Genomic DNA, 26,363 nt, shown 5'->3' with positions numbered 1-26,363 from the left:
CCGGCGTCTAAAATCGCCTCACTGTGTCTGAGTCACCCCGCACCCCCGAAGCCCACACCCCCGAGGCCGCCAGTCCCGAGGCCGCCAGTCCCGAGGCCGCCGGTCCCGAGGCCGCCGGTCCCGAAGCACCGGCTCCCGCACGCGCCAAGGGCGAGCCGCGCTTTCCCGACGGGCCCGCGCCGGACCCCGCCGGTTCGCACTTCGAGCGGCGCATCCGCAGCTTCCAGCCCCGCCGCAGCCGCGTCACGACGGGCCAGGCCGACGCCCTCCAGCGGCTGTGGCCCTTGTGGGGACTCGACATCGACGGGCAGCGCGTCCTCGACCTCGACGAGCTGTTCGACGGCAGGAAGCGCGTCGTCCTGGAGATCGGCTTCGGCATGGGCGAGGCGACGGCGCAGATGGCCGCCGACGACCCCGACACCGGCATCCTCGCGGTCGACGTGCACACCCCGGGCCAGGGCAACCTCCTGGGCCTCGCCGAGCGGAACGGCCTGACGAACATCCGGGTGGCCAACGGCGACGCGATCATCCTGCTCCGCGAGATGCTCCCCGCCGCCTCCCTCGACGGGCTGCGCGTCTACTTCCCCGACCCCTGGCCGAAGAAGCGCCACCACAAGCGGCGCCTGATCCAGCCGGAGTTCCTCAGCCTCGCCAAGGTCCCCCTCAGGCCGGGCGCCCTGGTGCACTGCGCGACCGACTGGGAGCCGTACGCCGAGCAGATGCTCGAAGTCCTGACCGAACACCCGGACTACGAGAACACGCAGCCCGACGGCGGGTACGCGCCCCGGCCCTCCTTCCGGCCCCTCACGCGCTTCGAGGGCCAGGGCCTGGACAAGGGACATGTGGTCCACGACCTGCTCTTCCTGCGCGCCCAGCACGCACCGGCCACCGCCGCGGACTGACACACCCCGTCGCGGCCGGGCCCGTCCCTCGTTAGGGTCAACGCTGTGGCGACCTATCCCTCGTATCCGAATGCGTTTCCGCACGCCCAGCCCGGAGCGGACGCTGCCGGACCCGGCACACTGCGGCATCCGCGCTGGTGGGAGCGGAGGACCGTGCACGCCTGGGCGCTCGTCTCGCTCCTGACACTCTCCGGCCTGGTGATCCTCGCCCTCGTGCGGGAACAGACCGGCACCAAGGGGTTCCTGGTCGGACTCTGCCTCGCGGTCCTGCCCGTCCCGCTGCTGATAGCCGCGTTCCGCTGGCTGGACCGGGTCGCGCCCGCGCCCTGGCGGAACCTGCTGTTCTCCTTCGCCTGGGGCGCCTGCGCCGCCGCGCTCATCGCGATCGTCGCCAACAGCTTCGCGACCCACTGGATCGCCACGAACTCGGCCGACCCCGCGAACGCCGACACCCTCGGCGCGACGGTCATAGCGCCCATCGTCGAGGAGTCCGCGAAGGCCTGCGCCGTCCTGCTCATCTTCCTGTTCCGCAGACGGGACTTCACCGGGATCGTCGACGGCGTGGTGATCGCCGGGGTCACCGCCACCGGCTTCGCGTTCACCGAGAACATCCTCTATCTGGGCAACGCCTTCGGCACCGACCAGCTCAACAGCGGCACCGGCATCGCCTCGGTGACCGCCGCCACCTTCTTCGTACGCATCGTCATGTCGCCGTTCGCGCACCCCCTGTTCACGGTGCTCACCGGCATCGGCTTCGGCGTCGCGGCCTGGACCGCGCCCGACCGCGGGCCGGTGCGGCGCGTGTTCCTGCCCCTCACCGGGCTGCTGCTCGCGATGGGCATGCACGCCACGTGGAACGGCTCGTCGGCGTTCGGCCGGTTCGGGTTCTTCGGGGTCTACGCGCTGTTCATGATGCCCGCGTTCGGGCTGCTGACCTGGCTCGCGATCGGGACCCGCCAGCGCGAACTGCGCACGGTGCGCTCCGAGCTGCCCGCGTACGCGGCGGCCGGCTGGGTCGGCCCGGCCGAGCCGTTCGCCCTCGGCTCGATGCGCGCCCGCCGCCTGGCCCGCGAGTTCGCGCAGCACCACGGCGGCAAGGAGACGGCCAAGGCCGTGGCCCAGTACCAGCAGTACGCGACCTCACTCGCGCTCCTGCGCCACCGCGGGCGGCGCGGCCGGGCCGGGGCGGACTATGTCGTACGGGAGCGGGAGCTCCTCGACGAGCTGTGGGCGCGGCGCCACGCGGCCCGCCCCGCCCTCGTCTACGCGTCCCACGCCACCGCGCCGCCCGTGTGGGTGCCGCCGATGTACGCGGGGCCGGTCGCCCGGTTCCCCGCGCACGGTGCCCACAACGCGTACAACCCGTACCGCTACTGAGAACGCCTCAGGCGGACGCCTCCGTGAGCTTCGAGAGCTCCGCGTCCGTCAGCTCCAGGCCGGCCACGGCCACCAGCGCCGGCAGCTGCTCCACGGTGCGGGCGGACGCGATGGGCGCGGCCACCGTCGGGCGGGACGCGAGCCAGGCGAGGGCGACGGTCGCGACCTCGGCGTCGTGCGCCTGCGCCACCTCGTCGAGGGCCTTCAGGACGCGCAGGCCACGCTCGGTCTGCAGGTGCTTGCCGGCGCCCGCGGCCCGCGCGCTGTCGACCTCGGTGCCCGGCCGGTACTTGCCCGTCAGAAACCCGGACGCCAGGGCGTAGTACGGGACGGCGGCGAGACCGCTGCGCGAGGCGACCTCCTGGAGCCGGCCCTCGTAGGTGTCGCGCGAGACGAGGTTGTAGTGCGGCTGGAGCGCCGCGTAGCGGGCGAGGCCCTCGCGGTCGGAGAAGTCCAGGGACTCCTGGAGACGTTCCGGGGTCAGGTTCGACGCTGCGATGGCGCGCACCTTCCCGGACTTCACCAGCTCGTCGAGGGCGGTGATGATCTCCTCGACCGGCACGGACGGGTCGTCGAAGTGCGTGTAGTAGAGGTCGATGTAGTCCGTGCCGAGGCGGCGCAGCGACTCGTCCGCGGCGGACTTGATGGTGTTCGCCGACAGGCCCTTGAAGTCGGGGTGCGCGCCGACCTTGGTGGCGACGACGACATCGGAGCGGTTGCCGCGCGCGGCCAGCCACTTGCCGATGACGGTCTCGGACTCGCCGCCCTTGTTGCCCGGAACCCACGCCGAGTACGCGTCGGCCGTGTCGACGAAGTTGCCGCCGGCGGCGACGTACGCGTCGAGCACGGCGAAGGACTGCGTCTCGTCGGCGGTCCAGCCGAACACATTGCCGCCGAGGGAGAGCGGGAACACCTCGAGGTCCGACGAGCCAAGCTTGCGAAGAGAAGTCATGGCCTGTCAGAACACCGATGCGGAGCAAGATATTCCAGGCATGGCCGACCGGCAGCCCTGACGTCGGGGGGTTGCCGTCAGGGCCGCCGGGGTTCGCAGGGTTACGCGCCTTCGGAGGGTCTACGAGCCTCAGATGGTCAGGCCGTTGGAGCGCAGCCACGGCGCGGGGTCGACTCCGGTCGCCTGGCCGCCGGGGTGGACCTCCAGGTGGAGGTGCGGCCCGGTCACGTTGCCGGTGGCGCCGACGCGGCCGATGACGTCGCCGCTGGTCACCTTCTGGCCGGCGCTGACGTTGAGGGACGACTGGTGGCAGTACCAGAGCTCGGTGCCGTCCGGCAGTTCGAGGACGGTGCGGTAGCCGTACGCGCCCGCCCAGCCGGCTTCCTTGACGGTGCCGGAGTGGATCGCCTTCAGCGGCGTACCCGTGGGAGCGGCGAAGTCGAGACCCGTGTGGTAGCCGGAGGACCACATCGAGCCGGGCTGACCGAACGTGCCGGTGATCGTGTAGGAGGCGACCGGCAGCGTGAAGCTCTTGGCGAGCTTGGCGAGGCGCTCGGCCTCGGCCTTCTTCTTCGCGGCCTCCTCCGCCGCCTTCTTGTCGGCGGCGGCCTTGGCCTTGGCTGCGTCCTGCTCCTTGGCGGCGTCCTCGGCGGCCTTCTTCGCGGCGGCCTCCTCGGCGGCCGCGGCCTCGGCGTCGGCGGCCTGGTCCTGTTGCTGCTCGGCCTGCTGCATGATGCGGGCGCGCAGGGCCTCGCCGGCGGTCGTGCCCTGCTCGGCGTCCGCGGTGGTGACGCCGGCGTCGGTCAGCGGGGTCGCGCCGGCGCCGGACTCGTCGTCGTCTCCGGAGACATCGGATATCAGCGCGCCCACGCCGGGCAGGGACTTGGCGTCGGGCAGCGAGTCCTTGACGGCCGAGAGGTCGGGCATCGAGATGTGCACGGGGGGCTTGCCGCCCTGCGCGGTGGCGATGCCGCCCGCGCCGACGGCCGCGATCACGCCGACCCCGAGAACAGTGGAGCTGCGCGCGAGACCGCCGCGCTGCTTGGCTACGCGGTGCCTGCCGCGTACGGGGCGGACTGACTCCTCGGTGGGATTCCACTCGTCCCAGGTCCGCTCGTCCGCTTCGCCGAACTCTTCGTCGATCGGCGCGTAGGAGAACTCTGGGGCAGGCCGGTTGGACGCCACGGGGGCGCGCTCCTTTCCTTCCTTCTCGCCTACCGGGTTAGCTGACGGGTTCGGAGCAGGAAGGTCTCCTACCGACGCCTTCCGCAAGGAAAGACGTCCGATTCACCCCAAGTTGGTGGTTCCCCGGCTCCCTTGCGGGATTAGGCGCGTGCGCACGGAGCCGTCTCTTGTGACGGCTGGGACGACCGCGCTGCGTTATCGAACGTTAATAGACACCGGGGCCTGATTCCAAGCCGTTCCGACTGATCGTTAACGCCTTTGGCCTGGACTTATCGGGGCACGAGCGGGCGGAATCGGGCGAGTTGACCGGCCACCGGAGCGGGTCGCTCATCTGACGGTTTGTCAAATGTTATGCGCAGCGACGCGATTCGACTACGGAAGGTGAAGACCGTGGTCACGGCTGCTTCACTGCCGCTTCACGGCCGCCTCACCGCGAGCAGCGCCATGTCGTCCGTCGTACCGCCCCCGGTGTGCCGGCGGACCTCTGCGGTGAGCGCGGCCAGCAGCGGATCGGGCCCCGAGAACATCCGCCCCGCGAGCCGGGCCGCCGGGTCGTAGAAGGTGCCCTCCTCGTCGCGTGCCTCCGAGAGGCCGTCGGTGTAGAGCAGCAGCGTCGCCCCGGACGGGAACTCCGTCTCGGACGCCCGGTCGGGCCAGCTGCCGAGGCCACCCATCCCGAGCGGCAGCGCGGGCTCCGGCGGCGACAGGACCTTGAGCGCGCCGTCGCCGCCCAGGATCAGGGGTTCCGGATGGCCGCGGTTGATGACCCGTACGAGGCCGTTGCCGTGCGGGATCTCGGCGAGCACGGCCGTGGTGAAACCCTCGAACTCGTCGAGGCCGTTGCGCCGCAGCCCCTCGCGCGCGAGCGCCCGCTCCAGGCGCTGCGCGACCGCCTCCAGGGTCGCCTCCTGCTCGGCCGCCTCCCGGAAGGCGCCGATGACGACGGCCACGGCGGACACCGCGCCCATGCCCTTCCCGCGTACGTCGCCCACGACGAGCCGCACCCCGTGCGGGGTGTCCTGCACCGCGTACAGGTCGCCCCCGATGAAGGCCCCCGCCTGGGCCGCCTCGTAGCGGGCCGCGATCTCCAGGCCGCCGATGCGCTCCGCGGGCTCGGGCAGGACGGCGCGCTGGGCCGCCTCGGCGATCTGGCGCACGGAGGTGAGCTGCTCACTGCCCCGCCGCACGACACGGTTCATGACACAGGCGAGGACGGCGACGGTGACGACCGTGACGAGTTCGGTGACGGCGTCGGTGTCGTAACTGCGGGTGTATCTGAGATGCACCCCGAGTACGACGGCCACGGTCGCGAGGCCGGTCAGGAGAGTGCCGCGGGGCGAGAAGAAGGGGGCGCCGACCAGCGGGGCGGCCGTGAAGAGGGGCACGCCGGTGAACGTCGACGGCGTCACGTAGTCGTAGACCGCCCCGACGACGATGAGCAGCACGGGCAGCAGACGCACGAAGAACCGGGCCCGGGACAGGCCCTGCTCCGTCTCTCGCCCGTGTCCTCCTCGCTGCCCCACCGCTCGTCTCCCGCCACCGTCCGCGTCGGTCCCGCGCCTGCGCACGCCGTCGGGCCCCACTCCAGAGTTCCCCCGGAAAAGACGGCGGGCGACCTGGCGGGACCGACCGGGTGAAAGGGGGCCGGAGGCGGCGGATCGCCGAACGCCGGGCAACCGATTCGCGTTCTGTCGCCGCAATGGCGTAGAGTCGTGTTTACCGACGCGGGGTGGAGCAGCTCGGTAGCTCGCTGGGCTCATAACCCAGAGGTCGCAGGTTCAAATCCTGTCCCCGCTACTGAAGGCCGAAGGCCCGGAACCAATGGTTCCGGGCCTTCGGTGTATCCGCCTACAGGTCGAACTCGTGCGGGGGCAGGTCGAGCATCAGGCAGGCCTCGCGGACGACGGCCTGCTCGGTCTTGTCGAAGTCGCCGTCCGCGCCGCCGATGACGATGCCGATCTGGATGACCGCGCGCGCCTCGGCGGGCTTCTTCTTCGCCTTGGCGATCTCCTGGAGGACGCTGACCTTGCCGAAGTCGAAGTCGGCGGTCAGCTTGTTCAGATTCGCGTCGAAGCGGCTCTGGAGCTGATCCGCCGGGAAGTTCTGCAGCACCTCGTTCGTGGAGATGAGCTGGGCCACGCGACTGCGCTCGGCCGGGTCGATGTTCCGGTCGGCCGCGGCGACCAGCGCGCACATCGCCATGCTCGCGTCACGGAAGGCGCCGCTCTTCAGGTCGTTCTTCTTCGCCATGAGCTGCGTCTGCATCGTCGACGCGGACTCCTTGAAGCGATCCCACAGGGCCATGACTCTCCTCGATCGGCAGGTACTGATCTTCTACAGCTCTGTAGAAACTAGCGGAGGGCGGCAAAAGTTCCGCCCCTAAACTGAAGGCTCGAACCCATGGCCGGTGGAAGCCTTTCGCGGTCCGATGAACGGGAGAAGACGACGGTGCCGACACCCGAGAATCCCTGACGGCGCCCGAGAGTGACCGACACAGCCCCGAAGACGGACCCGGGCCGCACGACCCTCCAGCTCCTGCGCTCCCTCGACAGCGGCCCGCGCGGCCTCACCGAGGCGGAGGCCGAGCGGCGCCTCGCCCGCCACGGCGAGAACGTCCTGCCGGGTACACGCCCCCTGTCCTGGCCCCGTCTGGCCGCCCGCAGCCTGCGCGACCCGTTCACCGGCGTCCTGCTCTGCCTCGGCCTCGTCTCGGCGACCGTCGCGGCCTGGGGCACCGCCTGCGTGATCCTCGTCCTGGTCGCCGTCAGCTGCGGCCTGCGCTCCGCCGGCGAGCACCGCGCGGACAGGGCGATGGCGGGCCTGCGCGACCTGGTCGCGACGACGGCGACCGTGCTGCGCCGCACCGGCGACGACGAGAGCGCCCCGCCGACCGAACACGAGGTCCCGGTAAGCCAGTTGGTGCCCGGCGACATCGTGCGGCTCGGCCCCGGCGACCTGGTCCCCGCCGACGTACGCCTCCTGCGGGCGCAGGGCCTGACCGTGCAGCAAGCCGCGTTCACCGGGGAGTCGGTGCCCGTCGACAAGCGGCCCGTGGACCTGCCCGCGGACGGCGAGTCGGCGCATCTGTGCCTCCAGGGCGGCAGCGTGGCCTCCGGGAGCGCGAGCGCCGTGGTGCTCGCGACGGGTGCAGACACCCGCTTCGCCGCCGCCCACCGCACGGTCGGCACACCGCGCGGGGCGAGCGCGTTCGAACGCTCGGTGCACGGCATCTCCTGGACCCTGATCCGCTTCATGCTGCTGACTCCGCCGCTGGTCCTGATGGCGGGCGCCGCGCTGCGCGGCCGGGGCCTGGAGACCCTGCCGTTCGCCGTCGCGGTGGCCGTCGGGCTCACCCCGGAGATGCTGCCGGTCATCGTCACGACGGCGCTCGCCCGCGGCTCCGCGCTGCTCGCCCGCACCCACGGCGTCATCGTCAAACGGCTCCCCGCCCTGCACGACACAGGCGCCGTCGACGTCCTCTGCGTCGACAAGACCGGCACCCTCACCCAGGACCGCCCGGCCGTCGACCTCGCCCACACCGACCCCGACGCCCTGCACTGGGCGGCCGTCTCCGCCTGGTGGACGCTCCAGCTCGCCGACCTGCCGGCCCCGGACGCGCTCGACGAGGCGGTCATCACGCAGGGCCTCTCGGCAGACCCGGCCGTCACGGACGCGTACGACGGGATCACGGCCCTGCCCTTCGACCCCGTACGCCGCCTCGCCACCGCCGTCGTCCGGCGGCCCGGCGGCCTCGGCGCGGTCACGCTCGCCGTCAAAGGCTCCGTGGAGAACGTCCTCGACCGGTGCGCGCTCGACGGCACCGAGCGCGCGAGCCTGCTCGCCCGGGCCGCGGCGCTGTCCGGCGACGGGCTCCGGCTCCTCGCCGTGGCGACGGCCGAACGCCCCGCCCGGCACCGCCCGTACCGCACCGCCGACGAACACGGCCTCACCTTCACCGGCTTCGTCGCCTTCACCGACACCCTCGTGCCGACCGCCACGCAGGCCCTGCACGATCTCGCAGAGCGCGGCGTCACGGTCAAGGTGCTCACCGGCGACCACCCCGGCACCGCCGCTCGCGCCCTGCGCGATCTGGGGCTCGCCCCCGGCGACGTACAGACCGCGGACGTCCTCGACGCGCTCACGGACGAGGAACTGGCCCGCCTCGCCCACCGCACCACCGTCTTCGCCCGCTGTACCCCCGCCCACAAAGCGCGCATCGTCACCGCCCTGCGTGCCGGCGGGGAGACGACCGTCGGCTTCCTGGGCGACGGCGTGAACGACCTGCCCGCGCTGCGCGCCGCCGACGTCGGGATCTGCCCGCGCGACGCGGTCCCGGTGGCGCGCGACGCGGCGGACATCGTGCTCGCGCAGCCCGCGGACCGGCCGGGCAAGGACCTCACCGCGATCGGCCACGCGATCACCGCGGGCCGGCACAGCAGCGGCAACATCGCCACGTATCTGCGCGTCACGCTCTCCTCGAACCTCGGCAACGTGATCGCGATGCTGTCAGCGGGCCTTCTGCTGCCGTTCCTGCCGATGCTCCCGGCCCAGGTGCTCGCGCAGAACCTGTGCTTCGACGCGGCCCAGCTCTCGTTCGCCTTCGACCGGCCGGCGCCCGACGCCCTGCGCCGGCCCACGACGCTGCGGCCGCACGACTTCCTGCGCTTCATCACCGGGTTCGGCGTCCTCAACGCCGCCGCCGACCTCGCGACCTTCGGCGTCCTCGCGCTCGCCCTGCACTCCACGGCGGGAGCGGGCGACGAAGCGGCGTTCCACTCGGGCTGGTTCACCGAGAACCTCCTGACCCAGGCTCTGGTGATGCTGCTCCTGCGCACCGGCCGCGCCCCGCGCACCCCTGGCCCGGTCCGCTGGGCGGTCGCGTCCCTGACCGCCGCCGGCATCCTGCTGCCCCTGACCCCCGCCGCCCGCCCGCTCGGCATGACTCCCCTGCCGCCCGTGTACTACGCGCTCCTCGCGGCGGTCCTCGCCCTGTACGCGGTCGCGCTGACGGCGGTGAAGAGGCGGTACCTGCGGGAGGCTTGAGGGGCAGCGGAGTTCGGCGGGAACAGCACAGCGGCCCGGCCGGCCGAAGCCGTCCGGGCCGCTGTTCACGCGGTAGACCCTGTGGGACTCGAACCCACAACCAATGGATTAAAAGTCCACTGCTCTGCCAATTGAGCTAAGGGTCCACACGCCGACCCTCGCCGACGCATCCCCGAGCATAGCCCGCCGGCGCCGGGAGGCCGATCGGGTATCGGCCTCCACGGCCTGTCGGATGTCACACGGGCGGCCGGGCGGCGCGCCCGCCGCTCACGGATCGACCGGTTCCGGCGCTCCCACGCGCCCCGCCTCACGCGCGACGGTCCGCGCGTGCTCCGGGTTGAGGAACCAGTGCCGGGCCGACACCAGCCACCACACGCCCGCGAACCCGAGGACCACGAGCACCGCGATCGGGGCGTAGTTGAACGTCTCCCATGTGACCGGCGAGACCTGCGGCAGCATGAAGAGGACCGTGATGACGGCGACCCACACCACGGCCACGATCCCTATCGGCCGCGACCACCTGCCCAGGTGCCAGGGCCCGCGCTCGAAGTCGTCGCCCTTGCGCAGCCGCAGCAGGGTCGGGACGACGTACGCGATGTAGAGACCGATGACGGCGATCGAGGTCACGGCCGCGTACGCCGTGACGTTGATGAGGTACGGCAGCCCGAGCACGAGCGCGCCGAGCGCCGCCAGCCACACCGCGGCGACGGGGGTACGGGTGCGCGGGCTGACGGTGTGCCAGACGTGCGAGAACGGAAGCGCGCCGTCACGCGAAAAGGCGTAGATCATACGGCTGTTGGCGGTGACGGAGGCCATGCCGCAGAAGAGCTGCGCGCCGATGACGACGAGCAGCAGCAGCTTCCCGGCGGTCGCCCCGAGCGCGTCGAGCAGGATCTGCGCGGGCGGCGCGCCCGTGGCCGAGCCGAGGGCGCCCTGGTACGACTGGATGGCGAAGGTGAATCCCAGGAGCAGCACGAACCCGGCGATCCAGGACGTCCAGATGGACCGCACGATGCCCTTCGGCCCCGCGGTGGACGCGTCGTGGGTCTCCTCGGTCATGTGCGCGGAGGCGTCGTAGCCGGTGAAGGTGTACTGGGCCATCAGCAGGCCGATCAGGACGACGTAGAACCCGCTGCCCCAGCCGGTGTTGTTGACGAACTTCGTGAAGACGAAGGACGCGGACCGGTGGCTGTCCGGCACGAAGGCGAGAGCGCCGACGATGACGGCGACGCCGACGACGTGCCACCAGACGCTGACGCTGTTGAGCAGCCCGACGATGCGCACGCCGAAGGTGTTGAGGAGCCCGTGCAGCACGAGGATCGCCGCGAACAGCAGGATCGTCCGCCCCGGCGTCACCTCGAAGTCGAACTGGAGGTTCAGATACGCGCCGAGGAAGGACGCGGCGCCGAAGTCGATCCCGGCGGTCACCGCGACCTGGCCGAGGACGTTGAACCAGCCCGTGAACCACGCCCAGGCGGCGGCCGTCCGCGCGGGTGCGAGCCGGTGCGCCCAGAAGTAGAGGCCGGCGGAGGTCGGGTACGCCGAACAGATCTCCGCCATCGCGAGCCCGACGAACAGGGTCATGAGGCCGACCCCGACCCACCCCCAGGTGATCAGGGCGGGGCCGCCGGTGTTCATCCCGAAGAGATACATCGTCAGGCACCCGGAGAGCACCGAGATGATCGTGAAGGAGACGGCGTAGTTGGAGAACGCCGACATCCTGCGGGCGAGGACCTGCGTGTAGCCGAGCTGGGCGAGACGTTCCTCGTCGGTCTTCGGCGGCGGTTGCTGCGCCACGGGATCACTTGTCATGCCCCCAGCGATTCCCGTACCGGGGACGGGGCATGCGCGGGCGTCGGCCAAAAATGCCCGCGGGTGAACGGCGGTACAGGAGCGCGAAAAGAAAGAAGGGCCCGGGAGACGTGATCGTCTCCCGGGCCCTTCTCAGGTCAGGCCGTCAGGCCCTGCGGCCTTCAGCCGTCTCAGCCGTTGCGCTTCCAGCGCGGCTTCTCGTCGCGGCGGAACGAGGAACCGCCGGTCGAGCCGGAGCCCGCACCGCGGTGGTCGTCGCGGCGGCCGTAGGGACGGTCGTGGCCACCGGAGCGGAAGCCGCCGCCGGCGGGACGGTCGTCACGACGGTCACGGTTGAACGGACGGTCGCTGCCGCGGTGGCCGCCGGAGGGGCGGTCGTCACGGCGGAAGCCGCCGCCCGAGGGGCGCTCGTCACGACGGTCGCGGTTGAAGCCGCCGCCCGAGGGACGGTCGTCGCGACGGTCGCGGTTGAAGCCGCCGCCGGAGGGACGGTCGTCGCGGCGGAAGCCACCACGGTCGTTGTCACGACGCTCGAAGGAACGGCCACCGCGGTCGTCACGACGGTCACGGTCGAAGCCGCCACGGTTGTCGTCACGGCGGTCACGGTTGAAGCCGCCCGACGGACGGTCGTCACGACGGAAGCCACCACGGTCGTTGTCACGACGGTCACGGTTGAAGCCGCCCGACGGACGGTCGTCACGACGGAAGCCACCACGGTCGTTGTCACGGCGGTCACGGTTGAAGCCGCCCGACGGACGGTCGTCACGACGGTCGCGCTTCTCGTAGTTGCCCCGCTCGTCACGGCGCTGCGGGCGCTGCTCGTACGAGGACGAACGCTCCTGGCGCTCGGCCGGCGCGGCAGCCTGCTCCGGGACGGACGCCTCGGCGGCCTTCTCGGCAGCGGCGGCGACGGCGGCGGCGACGCCCTCGGCGTCCTCGCCGCGCTCACGGGCGGCACGCGCGGTGAGGCGGTCGGCCTCCTCGCGCAGCTCGCCGGCGCGACGCGTGGCCCGCTCCAGCTCCTTGGTGAGGGAGGCGACCTCACGCTCGGCCTGCTGCGCGGCGTTGCCCGCGGACTCGGCCTGGACCTCGGTCATGGACCGGGCGCCGGTGATCTCGGCGACCTCCGCGTCGAAGGCATCACCGCCCTGGATGATGTGGCGCGAGGCGTCGACGCCCGCGTCCTCCATGAGGCGGAAGATCTGGCGGCGCTGGTGCGGCAGCGACAGGGAGACGACGACACCGGACTTGCCGGCACGCGCGGTACGGCCCGAGCGGTGCAGGTAGTCCTTGTGGTCACCGGCCGGGTCCACGTTCAGCACCAGGTCGATGCCGTCGACGTGGATACCGCGGGCGGCGACGTCGGTCGCGACGAGCGCGTTGACGTAGCCGTCCTTGAAGTCGGCGAGGACGCGGGTACGGGCACCCTGCGTCATGCCGCCGTGCAGCGCGTCGGCCTTCACGCCGGCGTCCTGGAGCTGCTCGGCGATGCGGTCGGCGCCCAGCTGGGTGCGGACGAAGATGATCGTGCGGCCCTTGCGGGAGGCGATCGCGGCGGTGACCGGCGCCTTGTCCTTGGGCTTCACGATCAGGATGTGGTGGGTCATGGTCGTGACGGCGCCCTGGGCGGCGTCGACCTCGTGCGTGACCGGGTTGTTCAGGTAGCGCTTGACCAGCGTGGAGATCTCGTTCTCCATCGTGGCCGAGAACAGCATGCGCTGGCCGTCGGACGGGACCTGGTCGAGCAGCTCGGTGACCTCGGGCAGGAAGCCCAGGTCGGACATCTGGTCGGCCTCGTCGAGCACAGCGATCTCGACGTTCGCGAGCGAGCAGGCGCCGCGGTTGATGATGTCGCGCAGACGGCCCGGGGTGGCGACGAGGACGTCGACGCCGCGCTCGAGGGCGTAGATCTGGTTGCCCATGGACGTACCGCCGCAGACGACCTTCATCTTCAGGCCGAGGACGTCGCCGTAGGGCTGGAGGGCGTCGGCGACCTGCATCGCCAGCTCGCGGGTCGGGGTCAGGATGACCGCGCGGGGCTTCTTCTTCTCGGTGTGACCGCCGGCGAGACGCGCCAGGGTGGGCAGACCGAAGGAGAGGGTCTTGCCGGAGCCGGTGCGGCCACGGCCGAGGATGTCCTTGCCGGCCAGGGCGTCCGGGATGGTCGCGGCCTGGATCGGGAACGGCGCGGTCACGCCGTTCTGCGCGAGCTTGCGGACGATGCCCTCGGGCAGACCGAGGTCGCCGAAGGACAGGGTGGGCTCGGCGGGGGCGCCGGCCTCGGCGGAGGCGCTGTCGGCGGCCTCTCCGACGGCAACGGCAGTCACGTCCTCGTCGACGGCGAGAACCTGTACGGCCTCGTCGTTCTCGGGCATGACGGTGTGGTCAGAACTGGAAATGGACATGCGAAATGCGAAACCTTCCGGAGTCTCGGCACGCGCCCGTCAACTCCGTGAATTTCGCAATCGACCGCCTCAATGCGGTCCAGCCACGGCTGGGGAGAGAACGCGCCACGCGGCGCTCTCTTAACGGCGCCGGGCAAATGGGATCAAACGATCTACCACCATAGTCACCCACCGCCCTCCTGCGCAAACCAATCCCCTGAGACCCCGCTCACACCTTCCCCCGAGGTCAGGCCAACGCAGGCGTCCCCGCCCGCGGCGCCGGCTCCCGGTCGACCCGCACCCGGGCCGACGCCTGCTCGTGCGCCGACGACGAGGGCTCCGCGGTGGTCGGGTCGGGCGTCGGCGTGGGGGTGTCCGGGGTCGGCGTGGGCGTGTCCGGCGCGGTGCGCGTCGGGGTCGGCCGGGACGGTGGCGTGGTCCGCCCGCTCGCCGAGGGTTTCACCGGACCCGTTGCTCCCTTGGAGGGACTCTCGGAGGGCGAGGCGGCACGCGAGGCCGCGTCGGACGCGGTGCCGCTCGGCGACGGCGACCCCTTCACGCCTTCCCGGCCCCCGGCCTGCTCCCCGCCACCCCCGGGGACCACCGCGCCGCCGTCCGGCGCCGCCCGCCCGCCGTGCCGCCCCGCCGAGTGCGACGGGGCGGGCCCGCCCCCCTCCTGGGCGACGCTCATGCAGCCGGTGGTCGCCGCCGTGACGGCCACCACCGCCGCGGCCAGTCGGACCAGACGAGGGGGTACGGACAGCTGGCGCACGGGCAAGCACCTCCGGGGCGCTGAAAAGCTGGAGCTGAGCTGAAGCTGAAGCGATACGGGAACCGCCGAAACCGGCGTCACCGTTCCCAACTCCCGTCCCCCGCAAGAGGACACGCCCGCTCACGGCCCGGCCGTCACCCGTACCCGAGGGCGTGCAGCCGCGCGTCGTCGATCCCGAAGTGGTGGGCGATCTCGTGGACCACGGTGACCTCCGTCTCCGCGACGACGTCCTCGCGGGACTCGCACATCCGCAGCGTGGGTCCCCGGTAGATGGTGATGCGGTCGGGCAGCACGCCCGCGTACCACTCACCCCGCTCGGTCAGCGGCGTCCCTTCGTAGAGGCCCAGCAGCTCAGGTCCCCCGTCGGCGGGCTCGTCCTCGACGAACACCGCCACGTTGTCCATGAGCCGCGTCAGCTCCGGCGGAATCCGGTCCAGGGCTTCGGCGACCAGTTCCTCGAACTCCTCGCGCGTCATCTCCAGCACACGGCCATTGTCGGCCACTCGCCCTCAGATCGACCTGTCCGTCCGGGCATACGGGACCATCCGCATGGGCATACGGGACCAATGGCCCGCGTCCCCGCTGTCGCCGCCCTGTCCGCCCTGCGGAACATCCCCTCCGCGGTCGGCCGCCACCATCGCGCCCGCCGCCCCCGCCCCACCGGCGATCTCACCCTCCAGCCCCGCCCGTACCTCCGCGCCCTGGGCCTCGCGGCCGTCGTCCTCATGGGGGCGTGGCTCGGCCTGCTCGTCGTGGGGAACGTCCGCGTCCCGGTGGGCCCGATGGACACCCGGATGACGCTGCGCCCGTCCCTGACCGGCGGCACGAAGATCAACGTCTCACCGCTCGGCTCGCTGGAACTCAAGTCGCACACCGCCCCCATCCGCCTCGACGTGGACGTCGACCGCCTCGACCCGGTCCGCTCCCAGGCCCTGGTCGACCACCCCGAACGCATCTCCGGCCTCCAGGACGAGATCACCCGCGACGTCGAGCACGGCACCCTCGACCTCGCCCTGCGCTCCTGCGTCGCCGTCGTCTCCGGCGCCACCGCGCTCGGCCTCGCCGTCTACCGCCGCCCCCGCCGCGCACTCGGCGCCGGCGGCCTCGCGCTCGCCCTCCTGGCGGCCTCGGGAGGGGCGGCCTACGCGACCTGGAACCCCAAGTCGGTCCTGGAGCCGAAGTTCTCGGGCCTGCTTTCCTCGGCCCCCTCGGTCGTCGGCAGCGCGCGCTCGATCGTCACCGAATTCGACGTCTATCAAAAGGAGTTGGCGCGCCTGGTGACCAATGTGACCAAGCTCTACGACGTGACGTCGACGCTCCCCGTGTACCAGCCGGACCCGTCCACGATCCGCGTCCTGCACGTCTCGGACATCCATCTGAACCCGGCCAGCTGGAAGATCATCTCCTCGCTCGTCGAGCAGTACGACATCTCGGTGATCGTCGACTCCGGCGACACGATGGACCACGGCTCGGCGGCCGAGAACCCGTTCCTCGACCCGATCAAGGACCTCGGCGCCCCGTACATCTGGGTCCGCGGCAACCACGACTCGGCCACCACCCAGCGCTACCTCGCCCACATGAAGAACGTCCGCGTCCTCGACAACGGCAAGGCGGTCACCGTCGCCGGGCTGCGCTTCGCCGGCACCGGAGACCCCCAGTACACGCCGGACCGCGCGGTCAAGGCGCAGGGCGACCCGGCCGAGCGCATGGCGGGCATCCGGCTCGCCTCCGCGCTGCGCGACCAGCGGGAGGCGGGCACGCCGGTGGACATCGCGATCGCCCACAACCCGGTGGCCGCCCGCGAGACGGACGGCACGGTCCCGCTGGTCCTCGCGGGCCACATCCACCACGAAGCGACCGAGGTGATGAAGCTGGGCACGCGGCTGCGCGTCGAGGGCTCGACCGGCGGCAGCGGCCTGCGCGCCGTCGACGACGGCTCCCCCGACCCGGTGCAGGCGTCGGTCCTCTACCTGGACCGCGACACGCGCCGTCTGCAGGCCTGGGACGAGATCGAACTGGGCGGCCTGGGCCTGACGACGGCGCAGGTCAGCCGCCATCTGCCGAAGGAGAACCAGCCTTGAGAGCGGCCACCTCTATTCGGTTTGGCCCAGGTCCCAGCGTCGTAGTACAGTCTGGTCGTGCCCAAGGGCAGCGGTCAGGGCTTGACCGTCCTGACCTCCGTGAGGAGCGAAGGAGAAGCTGAACCTTTCGGGGGGAAGCGGAGTCACATGCTTCTCACGTCCCTGGACGCGCAGACGAAGCAGAGCAGTATTGCTAGTTCGCCCTCATCGTCTAGTGGCCCAGGACGCCGCCCTTTCAAGGCGGTAGCACGGGTTCGAATCCCGTTGGGGGCACGCAACACCCTGTGCGACACTTGTGTCGCACAACAGCTTGGTCCTGTGGAGCAGTTTGGAGTGCTCGCCACCCTGTCAAGGTGGAGGCCGCGGGTTCAAATCCCGTCAGGACCGCTGCGATTCGTTCGCGAACCGCGTGGCTGGGTAGCTCAGTTGGTACGAGCGATCGCCTGAAAAGCGATAGGTCGCCGGTTCGATCCCGGCCCCAGCCACAAGATTCAGGCCCCGTCCCCGGACGGGGCCTGTTGCGTTTCCCCCGCCGGACCCTGCGGCCCAGCGCCCGAAGTCCGCGCCCGCGGCGAAGCGGCCGTGCGGACCACAGATCCTGAAGGCCCCGTCCCGGGCGGAACTTTCGTCGTTTCCGGGCGCAGCCACCCGCGGTGCCGCCGGAGGGTCACGCCCCCGGCGCCCCCGCCCGGTCCGGCTCCGTCGTTCGGCCGCCCGGGTGGCGGTGGCGCCAGACCCAGAAGATCGTGCTCGACAGCAGGGCCCATGCCGTGAGGACCAGGAACGGGAACACGTGCTGGTGTCCGCCGAAGTACACGGCCGTGTGCTGCGCGTTCACCGAGGCACCCGGCGGCAGCCACTGGCCGATGCGGCCGAGCACCGACGGCAGCAGCGGCCACGACACCGCGCCGCCCGACGACGGGTTGCCGAGGAGCACCATCAGCCCCCAGGTCGGGAGCATCGCCCAGCGGCCGACCAGCGTGTTGAACATCGTGAAGACCATCCCCGACGTGAACATCGTCAGCGCGAGGATCGCCCAGGACTCGGCGAACGGCAGATCGAGCGCGCCCAGCCACCAGTCCACGACCACGGCGATCACGAAGGCCCCGAGCAGCGCGTACGCCACCGTGTAGGCGATGCGCTCCAGCGGGTTCAGGGCGCGCGCGTGCACGCTCAGCTGGATGGCGCCGACGAAGCCGATGATGACCGCGGCCAGCGAGATGTAGAAGATCGCGAGTCCGCGCGGGTCGCCCCTCTGGAGCGGCTTGATGTCGGTCACGGTGACCGGGACCCCGAGTGCGGCGCCGACCTGCGGGGCGGTCTCGGCGAGGACCTGTGCCACCGAGGCTCCGGAGGCTCCCGAGACCTGGAGCGCGACGCGGTCCCCCTGCCGCACGTCGAGGATCGCGAAGACTTTCTGCTGGTCCACGTCCTCGACGGCCGCCGCGACGTTGTCGTACGGATGCACTTCGAGGGACGCGTTGAGCGCCTTCTCCATGCCGTCCAGGAACGCCGCCCCGCCGTGCTTCGCGTTCGCCGCGCCCACCACGGCCGTGGGGATCCGGTGCGGCGTCGGGTTCGCCATCGTGTACGTGTACGAGCCCGCGAAGAGCCCCGCGGCGGCGGCCAGGATGAACACGAGGACGGTCGCCGGCAGGAACGGCGACTTCTTGAAGTTCTCCCAGCGCTCCCCGCGTGTCGGCACGCGCCCGTGTGCGCCGTGGTCGTGTGCGCCGTGGTCGTGATCGTCGCCGCTCGGCTCAGACATATGGACACGTTAAAACAGTCATATCGGACCTTCAGCTCTAACTGCCCTGTTCTCCGCCGATACCGGCCCACGTCAAAACCATTCGCCACCCGTTTCCCGGAGGTGAGATCCTGGAGGACGTATGTCTACGCAGCCTGCCCCCGTCCTCGGCACCCTCGCCCAGCGCCTGTCCGAGCTGTCCCTGCGCGATGCGCACCGGCTCGGCCGCAGGCTCGAAGGCGCGCGCCGCATCCGCAAGCCCGAAGCCCGGGCCGCCGTGCTCGCCGAGATCGAGGCGGAGGCCGAGAAGGCCGAGGCCCGGACGGCGCAGCGCCGCGGCCGGTACGAGGCGCTCGAGATCACGTATCCCGAGCAGCTCCCCGTCAGCCAGAAGAAGGACGAGATCGCCGACGCGATCCGCGACCACCAGGTCGTGATCGTCGCGGGCGAGACCGGCTCCGGCAAGACGACCCAGATCCCCAAGATCTGTCTCGAGCTCGGCCGCGGCGTGCGCGGCATGATCGGGCACACCCAGCCCCGCCGGCTCGCGGCCCGCACGGTCGCCGAGCGGATCGCGGACGAGATGGACACCCCGCTGGGCGAGGCCGTCGGCTGGAAGGTCCGCTTCACGGACCAGGTCAACCCGGACGCCACGTTCGTGAAGCTGATGACGGACGGCATCCTGCTCGCCGAGATCCAGACGGACCGCGAGCTGCGCGCGTACGACACGATCATCATCGACGAGGCCCACGAGCGGTCCCTGAACATCGACTTCCTGCTCGGCTATCTGGCGCAGCTGCTGCCCAAGCGCCCGGACCTGAAGGTCGTCATCACGTCGGCGACGATCGACCCCGAGCGCTTCTCCCGCCACTTCGGTGACGCCCCGATCGTCGAGGTCAGCGGCCGTACGTATCCGGTCGAGGTGCGCTACAGACCCCTGCTCGAAGAGGATTCGGACGAGGCCGACCGGGATCAGATCACCGCGATCACGGACGCCGTCGAGGAGCTCCAGGGCGAGGGCAAGGGCGACATCCTCGTATTCCTCTCCGGTGAGCGCGAGATCCGCGACACGGCGGACGCGCTGGAGAAGAAGAAGCTCCGGTTCACCGAGGTCCTGCCGCTCTACGCGCGCCTGTCGCACGCGGAGCAGCACCGCGTCTTCCAGCGCCCCTCGGGCTCGCTCCGCCGCATCGTCCTCGCGACGAACGTCGCGGAGACCTCGCTGACCGTCCCCGGCATCAAGTACGTGATCGACCCGGGCACCGCCCGCATCTCGCGGTACTCGCACCGCACGAAGGTGCAGCGCCTGCCCATCGAGGCGATCAGCCAGGCCAGCGCCAACCAGCGCAAGGGCCGCTGCGGCCGTACGTCGGACGGCATCTGCATCCGTCTGTACTCGGAGGACGACTTCCTCGCCCGCCCCGAGTTCACGGACGCGGAGATCCTCCGTACGAATCTCGCCTCCGTCATCCTCCAGATGACTGCGGCCGGGCTCGGCGACATCGAGAAGTTCCCCTTCATCGACCCGCCGGACCACCGCAACATCCGCGACGGCGTGCAGCTCCTCCAGGAGCTGGGCGCGCTGAACCCGGCGGAGAAGGACGTCCGTAAACGCCTCACCGAGCAGGGCCGCAAGCTCGCCCAGCTGCCGGTGGACCCGCGCCTGGCCCGGATGGTCCTGGAGGCCGACAAGAACGGCTGTGTGCGCGAGGTCATGGTGATCGCGGCCGCGCTGTCCATCCAGGACCCGCGCGAGCGCCCCAGCGAGAAGCAGGCGCAGGCGGACCAGCAGCACGCCCGCTTCAAGGACGAGACGTCCGACTTCCTGGCGTTCCTCAACCTCTGGCGCTATGTGCGCGAGCAGCAGAAGACGCTCGGCTCGTCCGCGTTCCGCCGCATGTGCAAGTCGGAGTACCTGAACTTCCTGCGCATCCGCGAGTGGCAGGACATCTACACGCAGCTGCGCACGGTCGCCAAGCAGATGGGCATCCATCTCAACGAGGACGATGCCCCCGAGCAGCAGGTGCACATCTCCCTCCTCGCCGGCCTGCTCTCCCACATCGGGATGAAGGACGTGAAGGAGTCCACGGACAAGGACCCCAAGCAGCGCGGCGGGCGGAACGAGTACCTGGGCGCGCGGAACGCCAAGTTCGCCGTCTTCCCCGGCTCCGCCCTCTTCAAGAAGCCCCCGCGCTTCATCATGTCCGCCGAGCTCGTCGAGACGTCGCGGCTGTGGGCCCGCGTCAACGCGAGGATCGAGCCGGAGTGGGTCGAGCCCCTCGCCGAGCACCTCCTCAAGCGCACGTACAGCGAGCCGCACTGGGAGAAGGACCAGGCGGCCGTGATGGCGTACGAGAAGGTGACGCTGTACGGCGTCCCGCTCGTCGCCCAGCGCAAGGTGAACTACGGGCGCATCGACCCCGAGGTGAGCCGCGAGCTGTTCATCAGGAACGCGCTCGTCGAGGGGGACTGGCGCACGCACCACAAGTTCTTCTCGGACAACCGCAGGCTGCTCACCGAGGTCGAGGAGCTGGAGCACCGCGCCCGCCGCCGCGACATCGTCGTCGACGACGAGACGCTCTTCGACTTCTACGACCAGCGGGTCCCGGACCACGTCGTCTCGGGCGCCCACTTCGACAGCTGGTGGAAGCACAAGAAGCGGGACGAGCCCGAACTCCTCGACTTCGAACGCTCGATGCTCATCCGCGAGTCGGCGGAGGCCATCACCAAGGACGACTATCCGGACTCGTGGCGCCAGGGTCCGCTGAAGTTCCGGGTGACGTACCAGTTCGAGCCGGGTGCGGACGCGGACGGCGTGACCGTCCACGTACCGCTCCAGGTGCTCAACCAGGTCACGTCCGAGGGCTTCGACTGGCAGATCCCGGGCCTGCGCGAGGACGTGGTCACGGAGCTGATCCGCTCCCTGCCCAAGCCGGTCCGCCGGCACTACGTCCCGGCGCCGAACTACGCGAAGGCGTTCCTGGAGCGGGCAGTGCCCCTGCAGGAGCCCCTGCCCACCACGCTCGCCCGCGAGCTCCAGCGCATGGTCGGCGTCCCCGTCACCCCGGACGACTTCGACCTGTCCCGCGTACCCGACCACTTGAAGATCACCTTCAGGATCGTCGACGAGCGGCGCAGGACCCTCGCCGAGGACAAGGACCTGGAGGCGCTCAAGCTCCGCCTCAAGCCGAAGGCCCGCAAGGCGATCTCGCAGGCGGCAGCGGCCACGGCCGAGCGCTCGGGCGGCGAGGCCGTGGAGCGCTCGGGACTCACGGACTGGACGATCGGCACGCTCAGCCGTGTCTTCGAGACCCGGCGCGCCGGCCAGCCCGTCAAGGCCTACCCGGCGTTGGTCGACGACGGGGACACGGTCTCCGTCCGCCTCTTCGACACGGAGGCCGAGCAGCAGCAGGCGATGTGGAAGGGCACGCGCCGGCTGATCCTGCGCAACATCCCGGTCAATCCGGGCAAGTTCGCCTCGGACAAGCTGACCAACCCCCAGAAGCTCGCCCTGTCCGCGAACCCGCACGGCACGGTCCAGGCGCTCTTCGACGACTGCGCCATGGCCTCCTGCGACAAGCTCGTCGCGGACTTCGGCGGCCCGGCCTGGGACGAGGAGTCGTACCGGAAGCTGTACGACAAGGTGCGCGCCGAGATCGTCGACACGACCGTACGGACGGTGGGCCAGGTACAGCAGGTGCTCGCCGCCTGGCAGGCCTGCGAGCGCCGCCTGAAGTCCACGAAGAGCCCGACGCTGCTCGCCAACCTCACGGACGTGCGGACCCAGTTGACGGCCCTGATCCGCCCCGGCTTCGTCACGGACACCGGCCTGCGGCGCCTGCCCGACCTGGTGCGCTACCTGGTCGCGGCCGACCGGCGCCTGACGCAGATGCCGACGAACGTCCAGCGGGACACGTCGCGCATGGAGAAGGTCCACGAGATGCAGGACGAGTACGCGTGGCTGCTCGAACAGATGCCGCAGGGGCGGCCCGTGCCGCAGGAAGTCCTGGACATCCGCTGGATGCTGGAGGAGCTGCGGGTCAGCTACTTCGCCCACGCGCTCGGCACCGCGTACCCCGTCTCGGACAAGCGGATCGTGAAGGCGATCGACGCGGCAGCGCCGTAACGGCCCGGGCACGTTAAGTGAGTTCGACCGCCGGGCCTGCACTGCTGTACAGTCTCATCTCGCAGCACAGAGCAACACCAAGTGCCGCGAGCAAGGTCCTGTGGAGCAGTTTGGAGTGCTCGCCACCCTGTCAAGGTGGAGGCCGCGGGTTCAAATCCCGTCAGGACCGCATATAAGACTGAGGCCCGTATCCCGCAAGGGATGCGGGCCTCAGTCGTGTGCGCGCCCGCCCGTGAGGCCCGGTCCCGCCCGTCCGCGCCCCTGCGCCCCGCGCCCGGGCGTCTTGACTGTGCGCCACTCCCCCGGTACTCAGACAACAGGGATTACCGACCCGGAGGTGGCGCATGGCGGCATCCGCCCGGCACGAGACGCGCGCGCTGCTGCGCGCCCACCTCTCCGCCGCCTCCGGCTACCGCCATCTGACCCGGCACTGCCCCGTCTGCCACCAACTCCTGCGCCTCGCCCTGGAGCCCGGCAGAGAGCCCGCAGGAGGCCGCGAGGCGGCCCGGGGGGCCGCGGAGGACGAAAGTCCCACCACGGCGTGACCAAAGGTGCCGGTCGGCGGTCCCGACTGGTGGGAGCCTGGGGGAGAACGGCGGACACCGCCACGCGAATCCCCTCTAACCCAAAGGCCTTGCCAGCAACAAGCGTTCGAGCGTGTGACGGGCATCACGGGACCAGTTTTGGAAACAGCGTTTCTTACACCCGCCCTACAACACCTCAATTTAATATGTGCAATTGCACCACCCCCAGGGCCCGCCGGGGCACCCCCGAAGGCCCGCCCCGCGACCCCTCCGAGGGACCTCCGCGGCGACCCTCCGAGCACCCGCCGGCGCTCTCCGGCAGGCCGTCACAGGCACTCCACCAGGGACCCACAGGGCCGCCCACAAAGCCACGCACAGGCACCCCACAGGCCACCCCGGCCGCACGGATCCGCGCATAAAAAAATCGCGCTGGACCCGGCGGAGTCCAGCGCGATCAACGACGCACCCTTGAAGCATGAGCAGGCGTGGGCCTGTTGGGGCAGACCCGCGTCGTGTGGAGCTATAGGTTGGGCGCGAAAAGGGCTGGGGGGCCCGGAACGCCCGTTTTATTCAGTTGTTCAGGCCTCGCTGCGCTGCTGCGGAATGCCCGCGAGCAGTGCACGGACCTCCGCCTCGCGGTAACGGCGGTGCCCGCCGAGCGTGCGAATCGACGTGAGCTTGCCAGCCTTTGCCCAGCGCGTCACCGTCTTCGGGTCGACGCGGAACATCGTGGCGACCTCAGCCGGGGTCAGCAGCGGCTCGGCATCAGGGGTGCGAGCGGTCATGAGCGGCCTCCTCGGGAGAACCGAACCTTCTCGGTTCATTCCTCTAAATTCTGCACCTTGACCCGCGTTGCCCGAAATGGCGGACGCGAGTCGAGTCGGTTATAGGACGAACGGCTTGTCCTCGGCACTACAACTACACCATCCGTCCAGCCGCGTCGGCCAAACCGATGGAATTGCCCTCCCAGGTGTTCATCAGCGACGGAAGCCGATGGACCATGCCATAGCGGACAGTCACGCCACTGTGACGATCAGTCACAGTGGCGCCAGGAGTCACGGGACCCCCCATAGCGTGCAATGCTGAGATTCCGGCTGAACGCGGACGAAAGTAGCCGGACGGAGTCCTCCCCGGACTCCTTGTCCTATTTTGGCACGAGGAGGGGCGATGGACGCAAGGGCGTATTAAGTGCGGTCCATCACGCTTGAGACAAAAGCCCGGATCAGGACCTACGTCCCCGCACGTCTGTCCGGTCAGTTCGCGAACTGCCGGTTCCGCACCGCACGCCAACGCTCCATCAGCCGCGCGTACGCCGCTTCGGCACCGTCACCGTCGCCGCGTCGCAGCGCCTCGATCCCCTCCGCCACGTCCGCAGCGGAATGATCATCATCCAGATCCTCCGCGGGCAAGGCGTGCACCAGGCCGCCGTAGTCGAGTTCGACGAATGAACGCGGGTGGAACTCTTCGAGCCAGCGCCCCACATCCACCAGGCCGTCGATCAGCGGCCCCTCGTCCATCGTGTCCCGCAGCGTGCGCAGCCCCCGCGCGACCCGGCGGCGCGCCTGCACCATCGGCGTGCGGTAGCGCAGCACCGGCGCCTCGCCGTCCGCGGCCCCCTTGCCGTACTCGCGCTCCTCGTCCGCGACCAGCACGAACCAGTTCAGCGGGATCTGCCAGGTGGACGTGCGGATCCAGGGGCGGGCGTCGGGGTTGCGGGCCAGCCAGCGCTCGTAGTCCGCGGCGGACTGCCGGCGGACCACCGGCGGGAGCACCGCGTCCAGCACGGGTGTCGGCAGACGGCCCGGCAGCTCGTCCAGCGCCTGCCAGCCGCGCAGCCGCGTGCGCCACGGGCACACGCAGACCACGCCGTCCGCCTCGATGACGAACGCGTCGTCGCTCTCGTGAACCGGCACGGGCACCGGCGGCGTGGGCAGCAAGTCGGCCAGCGAGCGGCGCAGTTCGTCCTGGTAGGAGGGCCGCTCGCGGCGCTGCGCGTAGCGCTCCCAGTGGCTCCGCTCGGGCTCGGGGAACGCCGCGAGGGGTTCGTACACGCGTAGATACGACGCGTAGGGCACGGTCACCGAAGACACCTTGGGCACGGCTGCTCCCTCCCCCGGCCTGCGCCTGGAAAACACTGCAAATCGTCCCATGGCCGAAGCTGAACGCACCTGGCCGGACACGCGCGTACTCCGCGAGAGGGTGATCCACAGCACTGCGCGTCCGGCGGCTCGGCGCAGGCTCTAGTCTCTTGCCCAACGGGGCCCGCCACCCGTACGGGCACCGCCACCAACCGCCGCTACTTGACCGGGAGTCACCACAGTGACCGACGTAACCGGCGCCCCTGCCGATGTTCTGCACACCCTGTTCCGGTCGGATCAGGGCGGCCATGAGCAAGTCGTGCTCTGCCAGGACCGCGCCAGTGGCCTCAAGGCCGTCATCGCCATCCACAGCACCGCCCTGGGCCCCGCCCTCGGCGGCACCCGCTTCTACCCCTACGCGAGCGAGGCGGAGGCCGTCGCCGACGCCCTCAACCTCTCGCGCGGGATGTCGTACAAGAACGCCATGGCCGGGCTCGACCACGGCGGCGGCAAGGCCGTGATCATCGGTGACCCCGAGACGATCAAGAGCGAGGAACTGCTGCTCGCCTACGGCCGCTTCGTCGCCTCCCTCGGCGGGCGCTACGTGACGGCGTGCGACGTCGGCACCTACGTCGCCGACATGGACGTCGTCGCGCGCGAGTGCCGCTGGACGACCGGGCGTTCGCCCGAGAACGGCGGCGCCGGCGACTCGTCCGTGCTCACCGCCTTCGGCGTCTTCCAGGGCATGCGGGCCTCCGCCCAGCACCTGTGGGGCGACCCGACGCTGCGCGACCGCAGGGTCGGCGTCGCGGGCGTCGGCAAGGTCGGCCACCACCTCGTGGAGCACCTCCTGTCGGACGGCGCCGAAGTCGTGATCACGGACGTGCGCGAGGAGTCCGTACGGCGGATTCAGGACAAGCACCCGTCCGTCCGGGCCGTGGCGGACACCGAGGCGCTCATCCGTACGGAGGGTCTCGACATCTACGCTCCGTGCGCCCTGGGCGGCGCGCTCGACGACCACTCCGTCCCGGTCCTCACCGCGAAGATCGTCTGCGGCGCGGCCAACAACCAGCTCGCCCACCCGGGCGTGGAGAAGGACCTCGCCGACCGCGGGATCCTCTACGCGCCCGACTACGTCGTGAACGCCGGCGGAGTGATCCAGGTCGCCGACGAGCTGCACGGCTTCGACTTCGACCGGTGCAAGGCCAAGGCGGCGAAGATCTTCGACACGACGCTGGCCATATTCGCTCGTGCGAAGGCGGACGGGATTCCGCCGGCCGCCGCGGCCGACCGCATCGCCGAGCAGCGCATGGCGGAGGCCCGCCGCCGCTGACGTTCGGGGCGCCCCTGAGCGACCCGGCGGCGGCTGTGGGAGACAAG

At 70.8% G+C, this 26,363-nt stretch carries 18 protein-coding genes, 6 tRNA genes and 1 riboswitch; of the genes, 13 read left to right on the top strand and 11 right to left on the bottom strand.

All coding sequences use genetic code 11. The features are described from left to right. The first annotated feature begins 23 nt into the window (after positions 1–23). Positions 24–902 carry a tRNA (guanosine(46)-N7)-methyltransferase TrmB gene (trmB, locus tag ACZ67T_RS10750; RefSeq protein ID WP_469983053.1) on the top strand — a complete coding sequence of 293 codons (879 nt, stop codon included), beginning with the start codon at positions 24–26 and terminating at the stop codon, positions 900–902. A gap of 45 nt (positions 903–947) precedes the next feature. Continuing rightward, entirely contained in the window at positions 948–2,279 is a 1,332-nt protein-coding gene (locus tag ACZ67T_RS10745) for a PrsW family intramembrane metalloprotease (RefSeq protein ID WP_469983051.1), read from the top strand. A gap of 7 nt (positions 2,280–2,286) precedes the next feature. Here the strand turns inward: ACZ67T_RS10745 and ACZ67T_RS10740 are convergent, their stop codons facing one another. The 3 genes from ACZ67T_RS10740 to ACZ67T_RS10730 all read right to left on the bottom strand — a co-directional run bounded on the left by ACZ67T_RS10740 (position 2,287) and on the right by ACZ67T_RS10730 (position 5,939). Beyond that, complete coding sequence (locus ACZ67T_RS10740) at positions 2,287–3,231, bottom strand: aldo/keto reductase (RefSeq protein ID WP_469983050.1); 945 nt, start codon at positions 3,229–3,231, stop codon at positions 2,287–2,289. Between the two features lie 129 nt (positions 3,232–3,360). Next, positions 3,361–4,416: a M23 family metallopeptidase gene (locus ACZ67T_RS10735; protein WP_469983049.1), complete on the bottom strand. Its 1,056-nt coding sequence runs from the start codon at positions 4,414–4,416 to the stop codon at positions 3,361–3,363. An 11-nt stretch (positions 4,417–4,427) separates the two neighbouring features. After that, positions 4,428–4,573, bottom strand: a riboswitch (cyclic di-AMP (ydaO/yuaA leader). Positions 4,574–4,832: 259 nt separating this feature from the next. After that, on the bottom strand, positions 4,833–5,939 hold the full coding sequence (locus ACZ67T_RS10730; protein WP_469983048.1) for a PP2C family protein-serine/threonine phosphatase: 1,107 nt from the start codon (positions 5,937–5,939) through the stop codon (positions 4,833–4,835). Positions 5,940–6,139: 200 nt separating this feature from the next. Between ACZ67T_RS10730 and ACZ67T_RS10725 the strand changes: the two genes are divergently transcribed. Continuing rightward, positions 6,140–6,213: transfer RNA gene (locus tag ACZ67T_RS10725), tRNA-Met, on the top strand. 51 nt (positions 6,214–6,264) lie between these two features. Here ACZ67T_RS10725 and ACZ67T_RS10720 read toward each other — a convergent pair. Next, positions 6,265–6,720 (bottom strand): tellurite resistance TerB family protein, encoded by a 456-nt coding sequence (locus ACZ67T_RS10720; protein ID WP_100598964.1) that lies wholly within the window; start codon positions 6,718–6,720, stop codon positions 6,265–6,267. Between the two features lie 180 nt (positions 6,721–6,900). Between ACZ67T_RS10720 and mgtA the strand changes: the two genes are divergently transcribed. After that, positions 6,901–9,459, top strand: a complete 2,559-nt coding sequence (gene mgtA / locus ACZ67T_RS10715) for a magnesium-translocating P-type ATPase (protein ID WP_469983046.1) — start codon at positions 6,901–6,903, stop codon at positions 9,457–9,459. Between the two features lie 73 nt (positions 9,460–9,532). On the opposite strand, the gene ACZ67T_RS10710 is transcribed toward mgtA, so the two are convergent. The 3 genes from ACZ67T_RS10710 to ACZ67T_RS10700 all read right to left on the bottom strand — a co-directional run bounded on the left by ACZ67T_RS10710 (position 9,533) and on the right by ACZ67T_RS10700 (position 13,676). Then, positions 9,533–9,605 (bottom strand) — tRNA-Lys (locus ACZ67T_RS10710). Between the two features lie 121 nt (positions 9,606–9,726). Then, positions 9,727–11,271, bottom strand: coding sequence for an amino acid permease (locus ACZ67T_RS10705; RefSeq protein WP_469983045.1), 1,545 nt, complete (start codon positions 11,269–11,271; stop codon positions 9,727–9,729). A 170-nt stretch (positions 11,272–11,441) separates the two neighbouring features. Beyond that, entirely contained in the window at positions 11,442–13,676 is a 2,235-nt protein-coding gene (locus tag ACZ67T_RS10700; RefSeq protein ID WP_469983043.1) for a DEAD/DEAH box helicase, read from the bottom strand. Between the two features lie 323 nt (positions 13,677–13,999). On the opposite strand from ACZ67T_RS10700, the gene ACZ67T_RS10695 reads away from it, so the two are divergent. Beyond that, positions 14,000–14,470: a hypothetical protein gene (locus ACZ67T_RS10695; protein WP_469983042.1), complete on the top strand. Its 471-nt coding sequence runs from the start codon at positions 14,000–14,002 to the stop codon at positions 14,468–14,470. Positions 14,471–14,561: 91 nt separating this feature from the next. Here the strand turns inward: ACZ67T_RS10695 and ACZ67T_RS10690 are convergent, their stop codons facing one another. Continuing rightward, on the bottom strand, positions 14,562–14,912 hold the full coding sequence (locus ACZ67T_RS10690; protein WP_469983040.1) for a metallopeptidase family protein: 351 nt from the start codon (positions 14,910–14,912) through the stop codon (positions 14,562–14,564). A gap of 81 nt (positions 14,913–14,993) precedes the next feature. On the opposite strand from ACZ67T_RS10690, the gene ACZ67T_RS10685 reads away from it, so the two are divergent. From ACZ67T_RS10685 to ACZ67T_RS10670, 4 genes are all read left to right on the top strand, one after another. Next, entirely contained in the window at positions 14,994–16,508 is a 1,515-nt protein-coding gene (locus ACZ67T_RS10685; protein ID WP_469983039.1) for a metallophosphoesterase family protein, read from the top strand. 200 nt (positions 16,509–16,708) lie between these two features. Then, positions 16,709–16,781 (top strand) — tRNA-Glu (locus ACZ67T_RS10680). 39 nt (positions 16,782–16,820) lie between these two features. Further along, positions 16,821–16,895: transfer RNA gene (locus ACZ67T_RS10675), tRNA-Asp, on the top strand. Positions 16,896–16,919: 24 nt separating this feature from the next. Further along, positions 16,920–16,993, top strand: a tRNA-Phe gene (locus ACZ67T_RS10670). Between the two features lie 182 nt (positions 16,994–17,175). Here ACZ67T_RS10670 and ACZ67T_RS10665 read toward each other — a convergent pair. Next, complete coding sequence (locus ACZ67T_RS10665) at positions 17,176–18,276, bottom strand: ABC-2 transporter permease (RefSeq protein ID WP_469983038.1); 1,101 nt, start codon at positions 18,274–18,276, stop codon at positions 17,176–17,178. A 121-nt stretch (positions 18,277–18,397) separates the two neighbouring features. On the opposite strand from ACZ67T_RS10665, the gene hrpA reads away from it, so the two are divergent. The 3 genes from hrpA (at position 18,398) to ACZ67T_RS10650 (ending at position 22,926) form a co-directional block, all read left to right on the top strand. Continuing rightward, complete coding sequence (gene hrpA / locus ACZ67T_RS10660) at positions 18,398–22,381, top strand: ATP-dependent RNA helicase HrpA (RefSeq protein WP_469983037.1); 3,984 nt, start codon at positions 18,398–18,400, stop codon at positions 22,379–22,381. 94 nt (positions 22,382–22,475) lie between these two features. Continuing rightward, positions 22,476–22,550, top strand: a tRNA-Asp gene (locus ACZ67T_RS10655). A 175-nt stretch (positions 22,551–22,725) separates the two neighbouring features. Next, positions 22,726–22,926 (top strand): DUF6274 family protein, encoded by a 201-nt coding sequence (locus ACZ67T_RS10650; RefSeq protein WP_469983036.1) that lies wholly within the window; start codon positions 22,726–22,728, stop codon positions 22,924–22,926. Between the two features lie 557 nt (positions 22,927–23,483). Here the strand turns inward: ACZ67T_RS10650 and bldC are convergent. Next, positions 23,484–23,690: a developmental transcriptional regulator BldC gene (gene bldC / locus ACZ67T_RS10645; protein ID WP_003949541.1), complete on the bottom strand. Its 207-nt coding sequence runs from the start codon at positions 23,688–23,690 to the stop codon at positions 23,484–23,486. 468 nt (positions 23,691–24,158) lie between these two features. After that, entirely contained in the window at positions 24,159–25,004 is an 846-nt protein-coding gene (locus tag ACZ67T_RS10640; protein WP_469983035.1) for a DUF8083 family protein, read from the bottom strand. A 220-nt stretch (positions 25,005–25,224) separates the two neighbouring features. Between ACZ67T_RS10640 and ACZ67T_RS10635 the strand changes: the two genes are divergently transcribed. After that, entirely contained in the window at positions 25,225–26,316 is a 1,092-nt protein-coding gene (locus ACZ67T_RS10635; protein WP_469983033.1) for a Leu/Phe/Val dehydrogenase, read from the top strand. Positions 26,317–26,363: the final 47 nt, after the last annotated feature.

The organism is Streptomyces sp. NPDC107517, from assembly GCF_055582645.1.
The sequence above is the reverse complement of the archived record's forward strand: the minus strand, read 5'-3'. Positions and strand labels throughout refer to the sequence as shown.

Excerpts from the sequence above, each read along its gene's own strand:
- ACZ67T_RS10740 (WP_469983050.1), bottom strand. The coding sequence starts at position 3,231 with ATGACTTCTCTTCGCAAGCTTGGCTCGTCGGACCTCGAGGTGTTCCCG.
- ACZ67T_RS10720 (WP_100598964.1), bottom strand. The coding sequence starts at position 6,720 with ATGGCCCTGTGGGATCGCTTCAAGGAGTCCGCGTCGACGATGCAGACG.
- ACZ67T_RS10705 (WP_469983045.1), bottom strand. The coding sequence starts at position 11,271 with ATGACAAGTGATCCCGTGGCGCAGCAACCGCCGCCGAAGACCGACGAG.
- ACZ67T_RS10700 (WP_469983043.1), bottom strand. The coding sequence starts at position 13,676 with ATGTCCATTTCCAGTTCTGACCACACCGTCATGCCCGAGAACGACGAG.
- ACZ67T_RS10685 (WP_469983039.1), top strand. The coding sequence starts at position 14,994 with ATGGCCCGCGTCCCCGCTGTCGCCGCCCTGTCCGCCCTGCGGAACATC.
- ACZ67T_RS10665 (WP_469983038.1), bottom strand. The coding sequence starts at position 18,276 with ATGTCTGAGCCGAGCGGCGACGATCACGACCACGGCGCACACGACCAC.
- hrpA (WP_469983037.1), top strand. The coding sequence starts at position 18,398 with ATGTCTACGCAGCCTGCCCCCGTCCTCGGCACCCTCGCCCAGCGCCTG.
- ACZ67T_RS10650 (WP_469983036.1), top strand. The coding sequence starts at position 22,726 with ATGGCGGCATCCGCCCGGCACGAGACGCGCGCGCTGCTGCGCGCCCAC.
- bldC (WP_003949541.1), bottom strand. The coding sequence starts at position 23,690 with ATGACCGCTCGCACCCCTGATGCCGAGCCGCTGCTGACCCCGGCTGAG.